At 71.8% G+C, this 1573-nt stretch carries 1 pseudogene; it reads left to right on the forward strand.

Features of this window, described 5'->3' with window-relative positions:
- Nucleotides 1-1265: pseudogene (locus tag AC0CYZ_RS13830) on the forward strand (DNA-directed RNA polymerase subunit beta'); the annotation flags it as partial.
- Nucleotides 1266-1573 lie beyond the last annotated feature (308 nt).

The raw sequence follows: 1573 nt of genomic DNA on the forward strand, positions 1-1573 counted from the left end.
CGATGGCGATCGCCGCGGCCGGCCCCGACGGCACGCTGATCAAGGACGCGCACGTCGAGACCTCGGTCTACGCCCGCGTCCTGTCCGAGGACATCACCAAGCCGGGTGGCCGCACCGTCATCGCGACGGCCGGCACCGACCTCGGCGACGTCCTCATCGACGAGCTCATCGAGGCCGGTGTCGCGGAGGTCAAGGTCCGCTCGGTCCTGACCTGCGAGTCGCAGCTGGGCACCTGCGCCCACTGCTACGGCCGCTCCCTCGCGACCGGCAAGCTGGTCGACGTCGGCGAGGCCGTCGGCATCATCGCCGCGCAGTCGATCGGTGAGCCCGGCACGCAGCTCACGATGCGCACCTTCCACACCGGTGGTGTGGCCGGCGAGGACATCACGACCGGTCTGCCCCGTGTGCAGGAGCTCTTCGAGGCCCGCGTCCCCAAGGGCAAGGCGCCGATCGCCGACGTCGACGGCCGGGTGCAGCTCGAGGACGGCGACAAGTTCTGGAAGATCACCCTCATCCCGGACGACGGGAGCGAGGAGGTCGTCTACGACAAGCTGTCCAAGCGCCAGCGCCTCGCGACGCTCTCGGTGGACGGCACGGAGCGGCCGCTGCAGGACGGCGACCACGTCGACGTCGGCCAGCAGCTGCTCGAGGGCACCGCGGACCCGCACGAGGTCCTGCGGGTCATGGGCCCCCGCGAGGTGCAGCTGCACCTCGTCGACCAGGTCCAGAAGGTCTACCGCTCGCAGGGCGTGTCGATCCACGACAAGCACATCGAGGTCATCGTCCGGCAGATGCTCCGCCGGGTGACGATCATCGACTCGGGCGCGACGGAGTTCCTGCCCGGCGGCGTCGTGGACCGCGCCGAGTTCGAGGGCCAGAACCGCAAGGTCGTCGCCGAGGGCGGCGACCCGGCGGCGGGGCGTCCGGTGCTCATGGGCATCACGAAGGCCTCGCTGGCCACCGAGTCGTGGCTGTCGGCGGCGTCGTTCCAGGAGACGACCCGCATCCTGACCAACGCCGCGATCGAGGGGAAGTCCGACAGCCTCGTGGGGCTGAAGGAGAACGTCATCATCGGGAAGCTCATCCCGGCCGGCACCGGCATCAACCGGTACCGGAACATCCAGGTGCAGCCGACCGAGGAGGCGCGCGCCGCGGCGTACGCCCTGCCGAGCTACGACGACGGGTACTACTCGCCGGACGTCTTCGGCAGCGGCAGCGGCGTGGCCGTCCCGCTGGACGACTACGACTTCGGCCAGTACCGCTGACGTAGTCCCTGCGCGACCCACGCCCCCGTCCGGTCCCCGACCGGGCGGGGGCGTTCGTCGTCCCGGGCCCGGTCGGGCGCCGTCGAGGGGCACACGAGGCAGCCGGTAGAGCGCCGGTTCCTGCGTGCTGTGCCCCTCGGGGTCGCGGCGGTCGGGCCGATCCGCACCCACCCGCACGAGGGGTACACCAGGCCGTTGGGAGGGCTCCGGTTCCTGGGTGCTGTGCCCCTTGCGCTCGGGCCGTGCCGACCCACCCGCACGAGGGGAGCCCTCGGCCGGGTAGAGCGACCGGATCCTCCCCTCGCGGC

This window comes from Actinomycetospora sp. (assembly GCF_055612215.1).